The organism is Stenotrophomonas sp. WED208 (assembly GCF_040984485.1).
Taxonomy (GTDB): Bacteria; Pseudomonadota; Gammaproteobacteria; order Xanthomonadales; family Xanthomonadaceae; genus Stenotrophomonas; species Stenotrophomonas riyadhensis.
The window spans coordinates 2,246,688-2,264,166 of the sequence record NZ_JAZARB010000001.1; the positions used below are offsets into that span (position 1 = coordinate 2,246,688).

Annotated in this window: 11 protein-coding genes; 6 read left to right on the plus strand and 5 right to left on the minus strand. The window is 66.7% G+C overall.

Going from position 1 to position 17,479, the window contains the following annotated elements; genetic code table 11:
* Nucleotides 1-73: 73 nt before the first annotated feature.
* The 4 genes from VPH47_RS09995 to ptsP all read right to left on the minus strand — a co-directional run bounded on the left by VPH47_RS09995 (nt 74) and on the right by ptsP (nt 6,586).
* Nucleotides 74-1,327, minus strand: a complete 1,254-nt coding sequence (locus tag VPH47_RS09995) for a carbohydrate porin (protein WP_368850679.1) — start codon at nt 1,325-1,327, stop codon at nt 74-76.
* A 14-nt stretch (nt 1,328-1,341) separates the two neighbouring features.
* Complete coding sequence (locus tag VPH47_RS10000) at nt 1,342-3,048, minus strand: PTS fructose transporter subunit IIC (protein WP_180858926.1); 1,707 nt, start codon at nt 3,046-3,048, stop codon at nt 1,342-1,344.
* 74 nt (nt 3,049-3,122) lie between these two features.
* Nucleotides 3,123-4,079, minus strand: coding sequence for a 1-phosphofructokinase family hexose kinase (locus VPH47_RS10005; protein ID WP_368850680.1), 957 nt, complete (start codon nt 4,077-4,079; stop codon nt 3,123-3,125).
* Nucleotides 4,076-6,586 carry a phosphoenolpyruvate--protein phosphotransferase gene (gene ptsP / locus VPH47_RS10010; RefSeq protein WP_368850681.1) on the minus strand — a complete coding sequence of 837 codons (2,511 nt, stop codon included), beginning with the start codon at nt 6,584-6,586 and terminating at the stop codon, nt 4,076-4,078. Before ptsP ends, VPH47_RS10005 begins: the two co-directional genes overlap by 4 nt.
* A 156-nt stretch (nt 6,587-6,742) precedes the next feature.
* Here ptsP and VPH47_RS10015 point away from each other — a divergent pair, with 156 nt between their 5' ends.
* The gene (locus VPH47_RS10015) at nt 6,743-7,726 is read left to right on the plus strand and encodes a LacI family DNA-binding transcriptional regulator (protein ID WP_110712379.1); all 984 of its coding nucleotides are present in this window, start codon (nt 6,743-6,745) and stop codon (nt 7,724-7,726) included.
* 676 nt (nt 7,727-8,402) lie between these two features.
* Here VPH47_RS10015 and VPH47_RS10020 read toward each other — a convergent pair.
* Entirely contained in the window at nt 8,403-9,959 is a 1,557-nt protein-coding gene (locus VPH47_RS10020; protein ID WP_368850682.1) for an MFS transporter, read from the minus strand.
* Between the two features lie 151 nt (nt 9,960-10,110).
* Here VPH47_RS10020 and VPH47_RS10025 point away from each other — a divergent pair, with 151 nt between their 5' ends.
* From VPH47_RS10025 to VPH47_RS10045, 5 genes are all read left to right on the plus strand, one after another.
* On the plus strand, nt 10,111-10,992 hold the full coding sequence (locus tag VPH47_RS10025) for a LysR family transcriptional regulator (protein WP_180858931.1): 882 nt from the start codon (nt 10,111-10,113) through the stop codon (nt 10,990-10,992).
* Nucleotides 10,993-11,251: 259 nt separating this feature from the next.
* The gene (locus tag VPH47_RS10030) at nt 11,252-11,938 is read left to right on the plus strand and encodes an RNA polymerase sigma factor (RefSeq protein WP_368850683.1); all 687 of its coding nucleotides are present in this window, start codon (nt 11,252-11,254) and stop codon (nt 11,936-11,938) included.
* A complete protein-coding gene (locus VPH47_RS10035) occupies nt 11,935-12,978 on the plus strand; it encodes a FecR domain-containing protein (RefSeq protein WP_368850684.1) in 1,044 nt (347 codons plus the stop codon). Before VPH47_RS10030 ends, VPH47_RS10035 begins: the two co-directional genes overlap by 4 nt.
* A gap of 108 nt (nt 12,979-13,086) precedes the next feature.
* The gene (locus VPH47_RS10040) at nt 13,087-15,543 is read left to right on the plus strand and encodes a TonB-dependent siderophore receptor (protein WP_368850685.1); all 2,457 of its coding nucleotides are present in this window, start codon (nt 13,087-13,089) and stop codon (nt 15,541-15,543) included.
* 46 nt (nt 15,544-15,589) lie between these two features.
* Complete coding sequence (locus VPH47_RS10045) at nt 15,590-17,473, plus strand: PepSY-associated TM helix domain-containing protein (protein ID WP_368850686.1); 1,884 nt, start codon at nt 15,590-15,592, stop codon at nt 17,471-17,473.
* Nucleotides 17,474-17,479 lie beyond the last annotated feature (6 nt).

Sequence of the window (17,479 nt, forward strand, 5' to 3'; positions counted from 1 at the left end):
GTGATGCGTCACATTAATAGCCCCGTTAATAGCCCCGGAGGGTGGTGCCGGCCGCCGGCCGGCACCGATGTCCTTACAGGCTCCAATCAACCCGCATGCCGGCGATCAACGCATTCGGCAGGTCGCGCTGGCGGGCAGGTTCGTTGAACTGGTCCGGATGCACGATGTAGTGCAGGTTCGGTGCGATCCGGAGCTGCGGGGTGAGCTGGATGCCATAGCTCAGTTCCATCATCACCTGGCTCCCGTGCGGCGTGCCGCTACCGCCGGCCGCGGCGCGGGCAAGGCGCAGGTTCTCCAAGGCGATGCTGCTGTACTTCTGCTGGGTCACAACGAAAGCGATGCTGTCCTGCGGCCGGCCGGCGAACGTGCCTTTCTGCACCACGCCCGCCTGCAGGAAATGATCCTCGATCAGCTGGCCGGAGGTGCCCTTGAGCGCCGCACCGAACAGGGTCAGGCCGCGCCCAGCACCATCCCCGGTGAGTTGCTGCTCGAAGCGGGCGAACACCCCGGAGCGACCACGGCGGTTCGCGTAGTCCTGGCCACTAAGCAGCGCCGGGGTGCCGTTGGCATCGCGCAGTGGATCCAGATAGGTCGAGTTGTCCTGCCAGCCACCGAGTTCGTAGCGGGCTTTCAGTCGCGCCGAAGCAGGGCTGCGCCAACCGAGCGTGTAGGGCACGATCCAGCCGGTGGCCTGATTGGTACTCCATTTCAGGCCGTGCTGGCCGTCCTCGGCCTGGCTGGGATCGACCTGGTAGGCGCCGACGCGCACATAGACATCGGGCGTAACCCAGGCCGTGGCATCGGCCATCCAGCTCGATACCGGCCACCAGGTGAAATTGCTGGTGCGGAACACGTAGGTCGGGTTGCCGCAGGCCGAATTACCCTGGAAGTACTGGCACAGCTCCGAACCGAGGTGATGGATGTTGGCGACGCTGCGCCCGGCTTCCAGCACCAAACGGTCGTTCAGCAGTTTCTGTTCAAGCGTCAGGTTGGCCAGGCGCGTGCCCTGGCCGCCGTAGATTTCCTGCACCGAGGTGCTGTTGCCGGTACGGCTGTTGGCCAGGTTGGTGCCATGGCGGTTGATGCCGTAGGCCTTGATCGTCGCGCCCCGCCAGCCAAACGCAGCATCCAGGTTCACGTCGGCACCGAACATCAGCTGGCCGGCATACGCCGTGCCGCTGCGCTTGCCGCCGTCGAGCGTGGCAGCCGCTTCGCCGGTGTACGCCAGCTTGGGGGTGAAGACGTCGCTCGCGTCGGCGGCTGCGGCCACGGACGGCAGGGCCAGCAGGATCGCTACCGGCAACAGGCGGCGGGAAGAGCAGGTCATGGGCGAGGTTCCGTTTACAGGGTGGGAGCCGTGACCGGCTTCTTGAGGACGCGCAGCGCGACCGCGGTGACGGCCACGCCGGCCACCAGTGCCAGCAGGTAGACGCCAAGGTGGGTGACCGCGTTCGGGATCGGCAGCACGAACACACCACCGTGCGGCACCTTCAGCTCGACACCTGCGGCCATCGAGATCGCACCGGCCACGGCCGAGCCGAGAATCAGCGCCGGAATGGTGCGCAACGGGTCGCGCGCGGCGTAGGGGATTGCGCCCTCGGTCACGAAGCTGAGGCCGAGCACGCCAGCGGCACCGGCGGTGCCACGCTCCTCGGCAGTGAAGCGGTTGCTGAACAGCCATGTGGCCAACGCGATACCCAGCGGCGGCGTCATGCCGCCGATCATCGTCGCAGCCATCGGCGTGTAGACCTGGCTGGAAATCAGTGCGGTGGAGAACGCGTAGGAGGCCTTGTTGACCGGCCCGCCCATGTCCACCGCCATCATTCCGCCCAGCAGCAGGCCCAGCAGAATCGCGCTGCTGCCCTGCATGCCGCGCAGCCAGTCGGTCAGCCAGGCCAGCAGCCCGGCAACCGGCGTGCCGATCACGTACATCATCAACAGGCCGACCAGCAGCGTGCCCAGCACCGGCAGGATCAGCACCGGCTTGAGGCCTTCCAGGCTGCGCGGCAGGCGCAGCGCACGGTTGATCCAATGCACGCCGTAGCCGGCGATGAAACCGGCCAGGATGCCGCCAATGAAGCCTGCATCCATGTTGACCGCGACCAGTCCGCCGATCATGCCCGGCGCGATACCCGGGCGATCGGCGATGGAGTAGGCGATGTAACCGGCCAGTGCCGGCACCATCAACATGAAGCCGGACTTGGCGCCGATCTGGAACAGCGACCAGGCCAGCGTGCCCTTGTGTGCATCGTCGAAGGCATAGATGCCGCCGAGCGCGAACGCCAGTGCGATCAGCAGGCCACCGGCAGTGACGAACGGCAGCATGAACGACACGCCGGTCATCAGGTGCTTGTAGGGGCCGGTGGCCCTGGCCTTTTCGGTGGTGCGGCCTGAAGCCGCCGTACCCGCCTGCACGCCGGCCTCGGCCAGCGCCTTGCGGATCAGGTTCTGGCCGTCATTGATCGCCGGCTTGGTGCCGCTCTTGAACAGGCGTTTGCCAGCAAAGCGCGACAGATCGACTTCGCGGTCGGCGGCGATCAGCACCAGGTCGGCGGCAGCGATTTCTTCGTCGCTCAATGCGTCCTGCGCGCCGACCGAGCCCTGGGTTTCCACCCGGATCGCGTGGCCCAATGCCTTGGCCGCCTGCTGCAGGCCTTCGGCCGCCATGAACGTGTGGGCGATGCCGGTCGGGCAGGAGGTAACGGCGACGATATGCTTGCCGGCATCCGCGGTGGGCGCGGTTGCCGACGTCGCGGCAAGCTGCGCCAGCACGGCAAGCGGGTCGTCCAGCACTTCACCGAGGCTGGCGCGTACGACCTGGGCGTTGCCGAAGCGTGCGGCATCCGCCTCGCCGTCACCCACCAGCAGCAACTGCGTTGCGGCCGCGGCCTGCGTGGCGGGCAGTGCCCCGGTCACGCCCTGGTCGCTGCGGATTTCGATCGCCAGTTCGAGCCCTTGCTGGCGGGCAGCGCGACGCAGCGCTTCGGCGGCAAGAACCGCCTCGATGCTGCGTTCGCCGGCGGCGATGACTACGGTGGAAGCTTGCATGGGCACTCCTGGAATTCTTCGGGTTCGTCCTTGCAGGAGGGGGCGGGCCAGCCGCAGCACCCTCTGCAGGGGTTTCAATCCAACCGCTCGATCAGTACATCGCCGGTCCACGCGCGCACCTGCGCCGGGTCCAGTCGTCGCGCGTCGCCGCTCTCCAGCCGGCTCATCGAGAACGCCGTCGCCAATCGGGCGCCACCCGTCAGATCCAGGGAGGGCTCCAGCAATGCGGCGGCAATGCCGGCGACCATGGCATCGCCGGCACCGACCGTGCTGCCGCGTGCCAGTCGCGCCGGTCGCGCGACCAGAGCGCCGCTGCGATCAATGAACAGCGCGCCGTCAGTGCCCATCGAGATCGCTACCAGTGCGACTCCGCGCTCGACCAAGGCGTGGCCTGCGGCCCGCAGGGCGCTGCGATCCGGCAGCGGCGTGCCGGTCCAGGCCTCCAGTTCGTGGCGGTTGGGCTTGATCGCGTAGGGCAGTGCGCCCTGTGCGCCGCTCAACGCGGCGGCAAGTGCGTCGCCACTGGTGTCCAGCAGTACGCGCGCACCGGCGGCGCTCGCCTGCGCCTGCAGTCTCGCCCATGCATCGGCTGGCAGCCCCGACGGCAGGCTGCCGGACAGCACCACTGGCTGGTCCGGCTGGAGCAGGGCGTCGAGCCGGCGCGATACCGCGTCCAGATCGGCGTCACACAGTGACAGGCCGGGCAGGTTGATGTCGGTGGTCTCGCCGCTGGCCTCTTCGACCAGCTTGATGTTGGTGCGGGTGCGGCCCGCAACGCGCAGGCAAGCGTCTGCGATGCCGCGCTCGGCGAACAACGCGCTGAACACGCCGTCGTTGCCATCGCCGAGCACGCCCATCGCAGTGGTCGGCACGCCCCAATCGGCCAGGCAGGCGGCCACGTTGATGCCCTTGCCGCCGGCATCGTCGCGGGAGCTGTGGGCACGATGCACCTGTCCCGGATGCAGGTGCGCCAGCCGCACGGTCTGGTCGATCGCCGGGTTCAGGGTAACGGTGAGGGCCTGGGCGCTCATGCGTGCGCTCCATCAAGGGCACGCACCTGCTCGGCGGTTTCGCAGTCCAGCGCGGTAGTGGCCAGCGCTTGCAGATCGGCCAGCGCGTTGCCACGCAGGCGTGCCTTCACGGCCGGGATGTCGTTCGGGGTCATCGACAGTTCGTCCACGCCCAGGCCGGCCAGCAGCATTGCGCCGAAGGGATCGCCGGCCAGGCCACCGCAGACGCCAACCCAGCGTCCATGCAGGCGTGCGCCTTCCACTGTGGCGCGGATCGCGCGCAGCACGGCCGGGTGCAGGCTGTCGGCCTCGGCCGCGAGTTCCGGGTTCTGGCGGTCGATCGCCAGCACATACTGGGTCAGGTCGTTGGTGCCGATCGAGAAGAAGTCGGCATGGCGCGCCAGCACATCGCTCTGGGCTGCTGCGGCAGGGACTTCAATCATGATCCCGATCGGCACTTCGGGTGCCTCGAGCGCGGCGCGCAACCGTTCGCAGATGGCGCGCAGTGCGATCAGCTCGGGCACCGAGGTGATCATCGGGAACATGATGGACAGGCGTGCGCCGTCCTTCGCCGCGCGATACAGCGCACGCAGCTGTGGTTCCAGCAGGTCGGGGCGGCGCAGCAGCAGGCGCGCGCCACGCACGCCGAGAAACGGATTTTCCTCGCGTGGCAGCTCCAGATGAGCGACCTGCTTGTCGCCACCGATATCGAGCGCGCGCACGATCAGCGGGCGGCCGTCGAGTGCCTTGGCCATCGCCACGTACGTGGCGTACTGCTCATCCTCGCTGGGCGTGCTCCCGCGCTCGAGGAACAGGAATTCGGTGCGCATCAGGCCGACGCCTTCCGCGCCTTGCTCCAGTGCCAGCGGCACCTGCTCGGGAAGGTTGACGTTGGCGCCGATGTCGATGCGGTGGCCGTCAGGGGTCTGTGCCGGCTGCGCGCGTTGCGCCGCTTCACGCTCGCGGATCTGCTGCTGTTCGGCGATCCACGCACGTGCCGAGGCGAGATCGGCCTCGGACGGCGACAGATAGAGGCGCCCGCTGCTGCCATCGATGATCGCCTCGCTCCCCGCGCTGATCGTCAGCAGCTCCGCGCCAGCGGCGACCAGCGCCGGCAGGCCCAACGTGCGCGAGAGGATCGCGGTGTGCGAGGTCGGCCCGCCCAGCGCGGTGGCGAGGCCGAGCACGCGACCGGTATCGAGGTTGGCCGTGTCGGACGGCGACAGATCAGCAGCGAGCAGGATGCAAGGATGTGCAGGCAGGTCGGCAAGGCCGCCACCCGCCGCGGACGGATCAAGCTGTGCCAGTACGCGCCGGCCAACGTCACGCAGGTCGGCGGCGCGCGCGGCCAACACCGGGTTGCCCAGTGCCGCCAGGCCGGAGGCGATCTGCTCGATGGCCTGGTGCCAGGACCACGCAACGCCATGGCCTTCGACCATCAGCTGGCAGGTACGGGTAATCAGATCGGTGTCGTCGAGCAGCGCGGCCTGCGCCTTGAAGATTGCCGCATCCGAGGCGCCGAGCCGGCGCTGGGTGTCGTCCTGCAGTGCAGCCAGCTGCTGGCGGGTGCGGCTGAGCGCCTCCTGCAGGCGTGCGCCGCCTTCGCCGAGCGGGGTGGGGCGGTCAGCAACGTCGGCATGCGTGCTGGCCAGCACATGCACCGGGCCGATCGCCAGGCCTGGGCTGGCGCCGATGCCGACGATCGCCGCCTGTGCGTCGGGCGGATTCCAGCCCGCAACCGGCGCGGCCTTGCGCTGCGCCGCGCGCTCGGCATCGGCCCTTTCCTGTGCCACCAGCCCGTCCATGACCTTGCGCAGCGCGGCCAGCAAGGCAGGGGCATCGGCGCCCTCGGCAGACACGCTGACCGCGTCGCCATGGCGCAACCCGAGCTGCAGCAGCGCCACCAGGCTCTTGGCATCGGCAGCCTGATCGCCCGCGCGGACCTGTGCGCGGGCCGCGAAGCCGCGCGCTGTTTCAGCCCAGCGCGTGGCCGGGCGTGCGTGCAGCCCGTTGGGATAGGCGATGGTCCAGTCGAAACGGTCGGCCAGGTCAGTCACCGGCACAGTGGGGGCCGTGGTCGCAATATCGCCGGCCAGCGCACTGATGATCTCGCTCGCATCTGCCGTGGTGAACAGGCGCTGCAGCGTTGCGTCATCCTGGATCAGTCGGGTCAGCCGGCGCAGCAGGGTGATGTGGGTATCGGACTGGGCGGCAATGCCGACCACCAGGCGGGTGACCTGGCCCGGATTCCACTCCACGCCTTGCGGGAACTGCAGTACGGCAATGCCATCGCGGCGCACCAGGTGACGGTCCTCGCCCAGCCCGTGCGGAATGGCCACGCCATGGCCGAGGAAGGTGTTCGCCAACGCCTCGCGACGCCCCATGCTGGCCTCGTAAGCCGGCGCAACGCAGCCGGCAGCGACGAGCATCTGCGCCACCTGGGCGATGGCGTCGGCCTTGTCGAGCGCCCGCGCATCCAGGCGGATCAATTCCCGGCTGACGGGGGCAGGGGTAGTCAAGGGCTGCAAGGCGGGCTCCGGGAAGGGGGTGCTGTGGCGTATTGGGAACGTTCCCACTGATCATTTCAATGTGCACTGCACAAAAAGCCAATAGTCCTTTGGCGTTAGCATTGTCCTGAATGGCCATCCGGCCTCGAACAGTGAAAGTTTCCGGGAACGGTTCCAATGAGCATCAGCATCAACGACGTCGCGCGCGTGGCGGGGGTCTCCAAGTCCACGGTGTCGCGCGTGCTCGGCGGCGGCCCGGTCAGCGAGGCCGTGCGTGGCCGGGTGGAGGCGGCGATCCGCCAGACCGGCTATCACCCCAACCTGCAGGCACGGCGCCTGCGTGCCCGGCACACCGGCATCATCGGGCTGATCGTGGCGGACATCCGCAACCCGTTCTTCACGGCGCTGATCCGAGCGGTGGAGGAGGTTGCCTATCGCGAAGGCCTGCGCGTCACCCTCTGCAACACCGACGAGGACCCCGAGCGCGAGGCGCTGTATCTGCAGTTGATGCACGAGGAGCGCATCAGTGGACTGATCTTCGCGCCCACCCGGACCACGGTGGGCCGGCTGGAGCGGCTCACACTGGACTATCCGACGGTGCTGGTGGACCGCGCCGCACCCGGCGGATCGATCGACAGCGTGGTGCTCGACAATCCGGCCGCGATGGCGGGCCTGGTCGAGCATCTGGTCGCGCGCGGCTATCGCCGCATCGGCGGCCTGTTCGGCAGCACCAGCACCACGGCGGCCGAACGTCGCGACGGCTATCTCGCTGCGATGCGTACACATGGGCTTCAGCCGGATTACCGCGAGGTTGAGCCCACGGCTGAAGCGGCCATTGCAACGGTCGATCAGTGGCTGGCCGGCCCATCGCGGCCGGAGGCGCTGGTCGCCAGCAACAGCCTGCTGCTCATGGGAGCGTTGAAGGCCGCCCGCAGTGCAGGCCTGGCAATTCCGGACGCGCTGGCGCTGGCGGGCTTTGACAACGAACGCTGGACCGAGCTGGTCGAACCGGGCATCACCGTGATCGAACAGCCGGTCGAAGAGATGGGGCGCGCAGCGATGTCGCTGTTGCTTGAGCGCCTGCGCGCGCCGGAGCTGCCGGTACGCCGGCTGGTGATGACGGGCCGGTGCGTGGTGAGGGGATCAACGGCCTTGCGATGAACCGGCGGCCGTTTGCGGCCGTCCATGGAGGGATACCCTCGCGTACATGTGGGTCATGGCTGCCCCTTTGCCTGGCGTATCAAATGAATGGTCATGAGTGGGCCGCTGCAGCCCGCCGGGATGGTCGCGGCAAGGCGCGAACGGAGCAGATCATTTCCATGACCTCCTCCGAATGATGCAGCGATTCCGAATGCCATCATTTTCCCCGATCGTACGTCCTGCACCCCTATGGGAACGTTTCCCCTCATGGCCAGCGAGTAACCATCGGGCCATGCCGCAAGATAAGCCGTGCCACCTGGGTCCACGAAGTAGACACAGCCATTGATTGGCTGCAGTACTCCCCTTAGCAGCCCGGTTGCAAGGACCGCACTCTGCTCAGGCGGGAGCTTGACAAGGACCGGTGATCGGGCCTCCCTGGCACCTGCCAGCGGGGGCACGGAGGTGCAGGCGGCAACCATCAAAACAAAGAGCGCCGCGAACTTCGCTGAGAACCTGCCCGGCATCATGGACATCTCCTGCCTCCATGCCACAGATTGTTTCCGACCCGAAAGAACATCGGCCGCATCATCAATCAAGTTGCGGCGGGCTTGACGGCATTCTGCCATTCCGCCGATAACCGTGGCCAGTTTTACGAAGGGGCGCCGCACGGATGGGCGCAGCATGTTCTGCTCAATCCTCAGATGTCTTCTGGCAGTTTCGATTCCCCGGCGGACGATGTGGGCCCGGGATGATCGCCCCGGAACGTAAGCGCACTGACTACGGCCAGGGCACAGGCACATGCGCCCGCGTAGGCCATGGCAAGCCGATAGCCGAAAAGCAGCGACTGGTGCGCAACGTCGCTGGACACAACCTGGGCCGCGGCCGTCAGCCCATCCAGGCGCGCTGTACCAGCGGACAACCCCTCGGCAAGCGATCGCAGATGCGAAGGATCGCCCCCGGGCAGGTTCGTTTCAAGTGCGTAGTAAGTACCTTTCACCAGAATCAACCCCACCACGGCGATGTTGATGGCCAAGCTGATGAATCTGGCGCTGGTATCCATGCCGGATGCCATGCCAGCGCGGTCGCTGGGCACGGAACTGGTCGTCGTGTTGGTGATGGGCGTATTGATCACCCCCAGGCCCGAGCCCGCAAGAATGCAGCCTGGCAGCAGGGTCAGCCAGCTCGCGTTTTCCGCGCCTGCACCGATCGCCATCATGAGCATCCCGCCGCCCATGGCAAACATCCCGACGGGGATCACGCGCTCAGGCCCGAAGCGCACAGCGAGACGCTCGCCGTAAGGCGGCAGCAGCAGCGACGGCAATGTGTATGCCAGGACAGACAGGCCGGTCGCGATGCTTGAGTAGCCAAGTCCGTGCTGGAAGAACAGTGGCAGGTACACCATCAGTGGCCAGAAACTGAAGTTCATGCCCATCGAGCCCAGCAATGCGCCCGAGAAGCGCCGGTTGCCGAAGATGGAAAAATCGAACATCGGGTCCGGCACCCTGCGCTCGACCGCGATGAATACCGTCAGGCTGATGACGGCAACCAGAGCGGCCGCCATGGAAGAGGCGCTTTCAAGGCCTGCAGGAATGCCCTGGGTGATGTACCAGGTGAAGGAAAAGACGGCCACTGACAGCGAGACGATTCCTGCAAGGTCCAGTTTCCGCTGGCTTGGCGCCCGCGATTCCCGGATGCCCAGAACGGCGAGAGCTGTCGCGCCCACTGCCAGGGGCGCATGCACCAGGAACACCCAGCTCCAGCTGCTGATGACAACAACGCCAGCACCAATGACCGGTCCGAAACCCAGCCCTATGCCAAAGACCACGCCCCAGATGCCAAAGGCCTTGGCGCGCTGTGCGGAGTCACTGAACTGATGGGAAAGCACTGTAAACACGCAGACCAGCATTGCGCCTCCCGCCGCACCCTGCAGCGATCGAGCCACGATCAACGCCATTCCGCTTCGAGCAAGGCCGCAGGCCAGGGATGTGATGCCGAACAGCAACAGGCTGATCACGAAGATGCGCTTGCGCCCGTACCGATCCGCCAGCGCGCCAGCCGCCATCAGCACCGTCGTGCAGGCGAGGGTGTAGGCATTCATGATCCACTGCAGGCCGCTGAAGCTGCTGCCAAGCTCTGTCTCCAGAATCGGCAGGATGACCGGCACGCTGGAGATTTCCAGCCCGAACATCAGGGAAGCCAAGCACGCCGCAGAAAGCGTCAGGCGGTCTCGAGCGGCAGGTGAAAGGGAAGTCATGGGTCTCCTCAGGCAGGTCCGGGATCTGGCGCACTGCCGGGTCGACTGCAGCTGCGCGTTTCAAGTGAGCGGCCATCTTGGAGGGACTTCCATGATGATAAAAATGATTTGATTTAATAGAATTGATCAATCCTCATCATGGATTGCCCCGGTGTTCTTTGACCCCGACCTGCTGCGTGCCTTTGTCGCCGTCGTAGAGACTGGCGGCTTCACCAAGGCGGGTGAGCGCATGAATCTCAGCCAATCCGCCATCAGCCACCAGATCCGGAAGCTGGAAGAGCAGGCGGGCAGCGCCTTGCTGAAACGGACCACGAGAAGCGTGACACTCACCGAAGACGGCGAAGACTTCCTGCGACATGCCGAGCAGATTCTTGCTGCCCAGAGCCTGCTGGTTCGCCGGTTCCAGAGGGCTCCTGTTACCGGGGCAGTGCGCCTGGGTGTGCCAGAGACCTATGCCGGCGACCGGCTGACCGCAATGCTGTCGCGCTTCTCCCGCAGGTTCCCCGCGGTGCGGCTGGATGTAGTCGTGGAGTCCTATGGGGCACTGAACGAACAGATACAGGCGGGAACACTCGACCTGGCGGTGAACCTGTTCCTGCGGGAGGGCGTTGAGTGGCCGGTTCTGAGGCGGACACGTTTCGTCTGGGCCATCGGCTCGGGATTTGAGTACGAACCGGAGAAGGCGCTGCCACTCGCACTCGCGCCCAGCCCGTGCATGCACCGCGACGTGTGCATCGGAGCACTTGTTGAAGCCGGCCTGGAATGGCGCGTCACCTTTACCTCGGCGAACCAGCAGGGCCTGCGATCGGCTGCGAAGTCCGGGCTCGCCATCACTGTCGCTCTTCAGGATGACATCCAGGATGGCCTGATGATTGCGGGCAGTGGATTGGGGCTTCCTGTGCTCCCCGCCGCGAGCTTCCGGCTGATGCGCAGTGCGGCCGTCCGGACACCCGCGATGGAAGCGTTGGAGGAGCAGTTGCTCCGCGCTGGCGATGGCGCATGTTCGGTCCGTGCACTCAGCGCGGTGGGCTGAAGCGCAGCGACTGGACAGTACGTTTCGTAACGGGCGGTAACGGATATCCGCGTGCGCTGGACGGGTTGATCCCCGCACGACCTGGATTCGCCTTCGCATTACGGCAAGAGCGGGCCAGGGGAGTTCCAATTGCAAATGACTCTCACTACACTTGCGGCATCCAACCCCTTCCGTCGCCTATGGCGGCCAGAACTCCGGCTCCCAACGTGAATTCCCCGCGCCACCTGTGCAGACCGCAGGCATTTGCCCTGAGGGTGATGTGTCCACGCTAGGCCGGGGCACGGACAGCAACGCGGAACAGGCCTCCTCCACAGAGCCGGGCATTCCTGAAGACGCCTTGCCAACGGGCGGGAACCTCCTTGCGAAAGCCTATGCCCGCTGGCGCGGACCCATCCTCCGTGGTCTTGCACGCGTCAGAGGTGCGGACGGTGAGGACGCCCTGCACGACGGTGCGGTGAAGTGGATTGCGGCATGCCCTGCACTGGAATCCTGCGATCAACAGGGCGCCTACCTTCGCCGGACGGTGATGAACACCGTGGCCGACGAATACCGCGAGCATCATGCTGGGCGACGCCTTCAGACCTTGCCGCTGGCAGACGCGGAGGAGGCTGGCCACGCCATGGCCAGCGATGAATCACAGTGCCCGTTGCAGCTCAGCGCCCAGCGGCAGCGCCTGGAACGCCTTCGAGAGGCACTGGCCGAGCTGCCGGAACGTCAACGCGAGGCCTTCGTGCTCTGCCGCTTCGATGGGCTGACCCAGGAGGACGTGGCCGCTCGCATGCAGATCTCCCGCCGCATGGTGGTCAAGCACCTGTCGCGAGCGGTTGCCTACTGCGAAGTGCGGGTACGCTATGCGTCTCTGACACAGATGCAGGAGCTGCATCGTCCGACCAAGGCGGGCGAGGCGTTGGCGCCTGCCATCGATGCTGATTTTCCCTGCCGATGACCGATCTCCCTTCTGCCGCAGGTTCCGACCCGTTTGCCCTGCATGAGGCGGCGGCCGCGTGGCTGGTACGGCGGCAGGATGCGGACTGGCAACCGAAGGACGAGGCGGCCCTGCAGCACTGGCTGGCCGGGAGCGAAGCACATCGACAGGCGTTCGCCGATGTGACCAGAACCTGGCACGACCTGGGCCAGCTGCCACGCCCCGTACTGGCCTCGGACGCGCATGCGGTGATCACCCCAGCAGTACCTGCACCTGCCGCTCTACGGCGGGGCAGGGCGGCGCGGCGTGCACGATCGTGGCGCCTGCCACGCGTTGCGGCGGCTGCGGCCGTGGCGATGCTGGCCTTGGGGTACGTCGGCTACGGTTGGTACGCCGCGCCCAGCTACGTACAGGACGTGGCCACCGGCGCGGGCGAGATACGTGATCTGCAATTGCCGGACGGCTCACGGATTTCGCTCAATGCACGCAGCACGCTGGCCGTGCATTTCTATCGATCCCGCCGTGAAGTGGTGCTCAGCCAGGGCGAGGCGTTCTTCGAGGTCGCCCCGGCGGCCGACCGTCCCTTCACCGTGGATGCCCAGCGCAGCCGGGTGACGGTGGTCGGCACGGCCTTCAATGTGCGCAATGGGCCGGGCGAAGTCGTGGTCAAGGTGCTGCATGGGCACGTGCGGGTGCAGCCGGATCGCGCCGAAGGCACCGCGCCTGTCAGTCTGCACGCCGAACAGGGCCTGGCCGTTACCACGCTCACAGCCGCCTACCGCTCCATTGCCGCCAGTGCAGACAGCATTGGCGGCTGGCGCAACGGGCGCCTGGTGTTCCGGCGCACGCCGCTGGACGAAGTGGCGCAGGAGGTGGGGCAGTATCTGGGCCACCCCGTCACGCTGGGCCAGCCAGGGCTGAAGTTCCTGCCGGTCTCCGGCTACGCAGCCACCGATGCCCCGGCCACCTTCCTGGAAGCACTGCCGGATCTGTTGCCGGTGCAGGTGACCCGCAATGCCCAGGGCGGCTACCGCATCGACGAACGGCCTGTGACCCGCTGACGCCGAAACGAAAATTTCTTCCGGCGCGGGTTCCCACCCCACCGCCATTTTCCGTTTACCCCAGTGAGGCCAGTAGCGGCCAAGCATGATGGAGCGGTAATGGGGTACATGAAGATCAAGCGCGCACTTGTTGCTGGCGCGTTCTCTACGGGGGTACACGCCAAGCGGCTGCCGTTGCTGGCACTGTGCATTTCCAGCGCGCTGGCAGCGCCGGCCATTGCACAGTCGCAGCCGGCTGCACGCGTGCAGTTCAATATTCCGGCGCAACCGCTGGATGCCGCACTGCGCCGCTTTTCCGAGCAGTCCCGGCAGCAGGTGCTGTTCAGCGAATCGGCGGTGGCGGGCCGTCGCGCCCCGGCCTTGACCGGCAGCTACACGCCGCAGGAAGCACTGGCGCGCCTGCTGGAGGGCAGTGGGGTGCGTGTCAATGCCACGCGTCCGGGCGTGTTCACCCTGGCGCAGGACGCAGCAGCACCTGCGCGCAGCAAAGACACCCAGACCACCCTGCAGACGGTGAACGTGACCGCCAATGCCCCAAGCGATGGCGCTTACACGGCACGTGAACTGAGCCTGGGCAAGCTGGGACAGAGCATCCGCCAGACCCCGCAGTCGGTCAGCGTGATCACCCGCCAGCAGCTGGACGATCGCAACCTCACCACGCTGGACGAGGCGCTGGCGCAGACCACGGGTGTGACCAAGACCGCCCGCAACTTCGGCAACCACAAGTTCTCGATCCGCAGCTTCACCGTGGACGACAGCAACTATCTGGTCGATGGCGTGGCCGGCATCGTGTATGCCCCCGTGGGTTGGCTGCCGATCGACACCGCGGTGCTGGAGCGCGTTGAAGTGCTGCGCGGTGCCGGTGGCATGATGCTGGGTGCGGCCGACCCCAGCGGAGCAATCAACATGGTGCGCAAGCGCCCGCGCGACCAGGCTCATCTGGATCTGGCCGCAACCGTGGGCTCGTGGGACAACTACCGCGTCGAGGTGGATGGCGGTGGCCCGCTCAATGCTACCGGCAGCGTGCGCGGCCGACTGGTCGCCGCCTATCAGGATCGCGACTACTTCCAGCGGGGCACCTCATCGAAGACGCCGGTGGCCTATGGGGTGATCGATGCCGATCTGGGCACGGATACCACGCTGACCTTCGGCCTGCGCCATCAGGCCAGTGACACCGACGGCTACTGGCTGTTCGGCCTGCCGCGCTACACCGATGGCGGTGCGCTGGACATCAAGCGTTCCACCTCGCTCATCCAGGACTGGAACCGGCAGGAGGGCTCCGTCGACGAAGCCTTTGCAGAGGCGGAGCACCGCTTCAACGAACGCTGGAAGGCACGCCTGTCGGTGAACCGCACCGAGTCGGACCTGGACCAGCGTGTTGCGGTTCCGCTGGGCGGGGTGGATCGCGCCACCGGCATCGGTTCGCGCTTCTATGACATCTATTTCAACCGCTCGCGCGTGCGTAGTGATGGCATCGACCTGCACACCACCGGCAGTTTCGACGCCTTCGGCCGCAGCCATCAGCTGCTGCTGGGCGCGATGTGGTCGCGCCAGCGTACCCGCCAGAGCTCGGCGGACCTGGCCATCGACGTGCCGATTGATGTCTACGCACCCGACCACAGCGCCATCGCGCAGCCGCTGCAGCCCGCGTGGGACTGGTCAGAAAACGCCCGCGCCCAGCAGAGCGGCGTGTACAGCAACCTGCGCCTGCAGCTGGCAGAACCGCTGCACCTCACGCTGGGTGGCCGGCTGAGCTGGGTGAAGTACCAGTCCAGCGATGGCTTCACCGGCGCCAAGAGCCGCGACTACGAACAGAAGCACGAATTCACCCCGTACGCCGGCCTTGTCTACGACCTGGGTCCGCAATGGTCGGTCTATGCCAGCTACGCCGATACGTTCCAGCCGCAGAGCTCGTACGTCACCGCGTCCGGCTCGGTGCTGGATCCGGCCATCGGCGCCAACTACGAGCTGGGCGTGAAGGGTGAGTTGAACGATGGCCGCCTGAATGTCTCCGCCGCAGTGTTCTCCATCCGCAAGACCGGCAACGCCGTGGTGGACGAATCCGACCCGGGCAGCTGCCGTGGCTCGCTGGCGTCGTCCGATTGCTACCGCAATGGCGGCAAGCTGCGCAGCAAGGGCTTTGAGCTGGAGGCCAGCGGCGAACTGGCGCCGGGCTGGCAGATGATGGCGGGCTATACCCACGTCACCAGCCGCGACGATGAGGGCGCGACCATCAGCGCCGAGACGCCCCGCCACCTGCTGCGCCTGTCGACGTCCTACCAGCTGCCGGGCAAGTGGAACGCGTTCTCTGTGGGCGGTGGTGTATCGGCACAGAGCAGCTACTCCTATCCGGCCTACGACGACCCGGACTGGCGCATGGGCGCAGCGGGACGTGCCGTGTGGGACCTGCGCGCCGGCTACCGGATCAATCCGCGCTGGAGCGTAGGCGTCAACGTGGCCAACCTGTTCGACACCCGCTACTACGCGATGATCAGCCAGATCCGCCGCGGCAACTTCTTTGGCGAACCCCGCAATGTGATGCTGACGCTGCGCGGCTCGCTGTGATCTTCCGCAACCGGCGGGGCAACGGCCTGCCCGCCACGGGGCAGGCATGAAAGCGGGCTTCCGGCAGAGCATGTCGTGGCTGCACACCTGGTGCGGCCTCACCTGTGGCTGGTTGTTGTGCGCGATTTTCCTGACCGGCACGCTCAGCGTGTTCCGTGAGCCGATCACGCGATGGATGGAGGCCGGCCCCGTGCCGGTCTCCTCGCCGGCGGTGGACACGGGAATGCAGGCGGTACGTGCGCAGCACTGGCTGGCTGCAAACGCCGCCGATGCCCGGGAATGGCAGATCCGTTGGCCTGTCCAGCAGGGCTGGCCACTGGAGCTGTCATGGGAGGATAGCGACGGCGCCGCGCACGAACGCTGGGTGGATGCCGGCACCGGCATGCCACAGCCTCCACCTCGTCTTCGGGAAACCGAAGGCGGGCGCCACTTCATGTCCTTCCACTACACCCTGCACGGCGGCATGGCCGGCTACTGGCTGGTCGGCTGGATCACCGCCTGCATGCTGCTGGCGCTGGTGTCCGGCGTGGTGGTGCATAAACGCATCTTCAAGGACTTCTTCACCTTCCGCCCGGGCAAGGGACAGCGCAGCTGGCTGGATGCGCACAACCTGAGTGCCGTGCTGACCCTGCCGTTCCTGTTCATGATCGGCTACACCGGGCTGACCTTCTTCTACAGCAGCTATCTGCCGTGGCCGGTGCATGCGGCCTATGGCGATGCCGATGATGCCTATGCGCGCTACGAAGCCGAGCTGTCGCCTGCGCAGCCGGCTCCGCCAGGCATCCTGGTATCCACCGCGCAACTGCCGGACCTGCAGCACCTGCTGGCACGCGCGCAGGCCATCAGCGGGCAGCCGCCGGCATTGATCGTGATCCAGGCGCCCGGCACCGTGCACAGCGTGGTGGAGGTGATCGGTCGCAAGACCGAGGGGGGTGCGGACAGGCATCTGCTGACCGAGGCCAGCCGGGCGGCGTTCGATGCTGCCAGCGGCACGCTGCTGCAACAGCATGGCGCACACCCGCATGCGATTGGCGCGGTGCAGGTGCATGAGACGATCGAAGCACTGCACAAGGCCGATTTCGGCGGCTGGCCGATGAAGTGGCTGTACTTCATCAGCGGCCTGCTCGGCACGGCGATGATCGCCATCGGCACGCTGCTGTTCTCGATCAAGCGGCGCAAGCGCAGCGAGCATGAGTTCGGCGCGGCCACGGCGGGCATCTACCGCTGCGTGGAAGCGTTCAACGTCGCATCGCTGGCTGGGGTGGCGCTGGCAAGCATCGTCTACCTGTATGGCAATCGGTTGCTGCCATTGGAAATGAGCGGTCGCAGTGCGTGGGAAATACGCATTTTCCTTTTGACCTGCGCGGCCTCGGTGCTACACGCACTGTGGCGCCCACCGCGCCTGGCCTGGATCGAGCAGTTGTGGCTGGCCGCAGCACTGTGCCTGGCGCTGCCGCTGGTGAATCTGGCAACCACCGGGCAGGGGCTGCTGATGTACCTGCAGCGGGGCGCATGGCAGCAGGCCGGCGTGGAGCTGGTCGCACTGGCATTCGGGCTGATGTTGGCCAGAGTGGCCGTGATGCTGCAGCGCCGCTGGCCACGGGCGCCGGAGGCGGCGCGCCCTGCCAAGCCTCCGGCCGGGTGGGAAGCGGCCTATCGCTGGCAGGTGGCAAGCCGTGTGCTGGCCGCCTCGCTGGGCGGCTACGTGTTCACCGCCGTTACCGCTTCGGCACTGGCGTTGTTGTTGCCCGCGCTGGTGGGGGTAAGGACGTCCGTTTCGGTCCTCGCCAGTTCACTGCTGGGGTTCGTGCTGTTGATTGCCGTTGCTGTGGGCGTCTTCAGCGCCCGCAGTGTTGGAAAGGTGTGGCTGAGTCTGGCGGCGGGGAGTGCCCTGATGGGGTTGCTGGTGGCGATGCTTCGGACAGGGTGAGGGCAG